The following is a 2,607-nucleotide window of genomic DNA, read 5'->3' as shown; positions in this document are numbered from 1 at the left end:
CGCCGTGCCCGACCAGCCCGACGTGTACGCCGGCCGCGCCGTCGCGTACCGCCACCGCTGTCACCCGGCGGGACCGGACGCTGCCGTTCGTGGTCAGCGCGTCGCCCGCCCAGCGCAGGTGCGCGGCGGCCGTCTCGTCCGCGATCAGCAGCAGCTCGTCGGCGTCACGCCGGTGCCGCAGCGCCGCTTCCAGGGCGTCCTGGATCCCGCTCACCCGTCCCGCCCTCCGGTGTCGACGACGTCGATGCCACGGAACACCGCGGACGGGCAGCCGTGGCTGGCCGCTGCCGCCTGCACCGGCTGACCCTTGCCGCACATGTCGGCGCCGGAGAGCAGCCACGTGCCCTCCCCGCCCAGCCCGCACAGCGCGGACCAGAACGCGGTGGTCTCCGCCTGGTACGCGGCGCCGGACACCTGCCCGGCCAGCCGCCCGTTGCGGATGCGGTGCCAGCGCTGGGCGGTGAACTGGAACTGCCGCCGCCGCATGTCGATCGACCAGCTGTCCGAGCCGGCCAGGTAGAAGCCGTCCGTCACGCCCGCGATCAGGGCCGCGGTGTCCGGCCCGTCCACCGCCGGGCGCAGCGACACGTTCGGCATCCGGGCCATCGGCGTGTGCCGGTACGACTCGGCGTACGCGCAGCCGGCGGAGCGCGGCAGGCCGGCCCGCGCGGCCGAGGCCCGGTCGTGCTGGAACCCGACGAGCACACCCGCCTCGATCAGCGGCCAGGACTGCGCGGCCACCCCCTCGTCGTCGAACCCGACCGTGGCCAGCCCGTGCGGGGCCGACCGGTCGGCGTCCACGCTCATCAGCGCCGAGCCGTACCGGAGCCGCCCGGCGGCGTCGGGCGTGGCGAAGGTGCCGCCCGCGTACGACATCTCGTGGCCCAGGGCCCGGTCGTACTCGGTGGCGTGCCCGACCGACTCGTGGATGGTGAGCCAGAGCTGCGACGGGTCGATCACCAGGTCGTACCGGCCCGGCCGCACCGCCGGCGCCTGCGTCTTCTCGGCCAGCAGCGCCGGCAGTTCGGCCAGCTCGCCGGCCCAGTCCCAGCCCTCGCCGTGCAGGTACTCCCAGCCGCGGGCCACCGGCGGGCCGACGGTGCGCAGCGTCTGGACGCCGCCGTCGCGCGGGCGCCGGCCCACCGCCAGCACCTGCGGGTGCACCCGGACGCGCTGCTGGGTGACGCGGGTGCCGTCCAGGTCGGCGTAGTACGTGTTCTCCTGGGCGGCGGTGGCGCGGGCCAGCACGTGCGCCACCGACTCGTGTGCCTGCAGCCCGGCGCACCAGTGGCTCAGCAGCTCCACCCGTTCGCTCTCCGGCACCTCGAACGGGTTGATCCGGTACGGCGAGCGCCAGGTCGCCTCCGGGTACGCGGGCTCGGGCGCGAGCGCGACGGGCGCGCCGCCGACGTCGGCGCAGGCCCGGGCCAGCGCCAGCGCGTCGTCGCAGGCGCGTACCGCCGCCTCCGGCGTCAGCTCGGGCGTGGCGGCGAAGCCCCACGCGCCCCGGTGCAGCACCCGTACCGCCAGGCCGGTCTCGGTCTCCTCCTCGCTTGCCCGCAGCGCCCCGTCGTGCACGACGGTGCGCCCGGAGCGGACCCGCTGCACCCGCAGCGCGGCGTATCGCGCGCCCCGCTGCCGGGCCCGGGACAGGGCGGCGTCGGCGAGGCGGGCCAGCGGAAGAGCGAGGAAGGAGTCGTCGATCTCGTCGGGCACACGCGCCTCCGGTCGCCGGGGTGCCGCCGTCCGCGCCGGTGGCGCGGCGGCCCGGGGGTTGCGGTGAGGAGACTAGTGCCGCGTGCCGCCCCGGCACAGGGCCCGCGTGGCGGCCGGGCGGCCGACCAGCGCCGTCGCCGCGCAACAGAGCAATCGGGAAGAAGACCGCTGCCGCGCCGGGGCGCGCTTGAATTGATTGGCATCGCTCAATAGATTGAGGGCGGGCGCCGCCGAGGTCCGCACGACCGGGCCGCCGGCGGCTGACAGGTTTGTCCCGAGCCGGGCACGTCGGTCGTACGCACCGACTTCTCACAGTGGCGCATCGACGCGCCGCCACCCGAGCGCGTCGCCGCGCCGCCGTCCGTCCGGACGCGCGTCGTCGCGTCGCGCCGCCCGACGCAGAAGGACTTCCCATGACGATTCTCCGTACCCGTTCCGGCCCGGCCCTGGCGGCGGTGACCGCGCTGGCCGCCGTTGTGGCGGCCACCGCGACGGCCCTGCTCGCCGGCCCGGCCACGGCGGCGCAGGGCTGCCGGGTCGACTACACACCCAACCAGTGGCCCGGCGGGTTCACCGCGAGCGTCAAGGTCTCGCCCGGCGACACCGCCGTCTCCGGGTGGACGGTCACCTGGACGTACGCCGGCGACGAGCGCGTCACGAACGGCTGGAACGCCACCGTCAGCCAGTCCGGCGCGACGGTCACCGCCCGCAACATGTCGTACAACGGCAGCATCCCGGCGGGCGGCTCCACCGAGTTCGGCGTGCAGGGCACGTTCAGCGCCGCCGGCGGCGCGCCGGGCGGGTTCACGCTCAACGGCGTGCCGTGCAACGGCGCCGCGCCGTCGCCGACAGTCGTGCCCACCACGGCGGTGCCGACCACCGCCCCGCCGA

The 2,607-nt window shown here is 76.4% G+C and carries 2 protein-coding genes and 1 pseudogene; 1 reads left to right on the top strand and 2 read right to left on the bottom strand.

Annotation, left to right across the window (positions count from 1 at the left end):
- Positions 1-214 (bottom strand): annotated as a pseudogene (locus MCBG_RS32960) (TldD/PmbA family protein); the annotation flags it as partial.
- On the bottom strand, positions 211-1,716 hold the full coding sequence (locus MCBG_RS10000) for a TldD/PmbA family protein (RefSeq protein WP_043325233.1): 1,506 nt from the start codon (positions 1,714-1,716) through the stop codon (positions 211-213). The pseudogene MCBG_RS32960 and the gene MCBG_RS10000, both read right to left, overlap by 4 nt.
- A 413-nt stretch (positions 1,717-2,129) precedes the next feature.
- Between MCBG_RS10000 and MCBG_RS09995 the strand changes: the two genes are divergently transcribed.
- The coding region (locus tag MCBG_RS09995; protein WP_043325231.1) for a cellulose binding domain-containing protein at positions 2,130-2,607 on the top strand (478 nt) is incomplete at its 3' end.

The organism is Micromonospora sp. M42 (assembly GCF_000568915.1).
Taxonomy (GTDB): Bacteria; Actinomycetota; Actinomycetes; order Mycobacteriales; family Micromonosporaceae; genus Micromonospora; species Micromonospora chalcea.
This window is presented reverse-complemented; position numbering and strand designations above follow the sequence as displayed.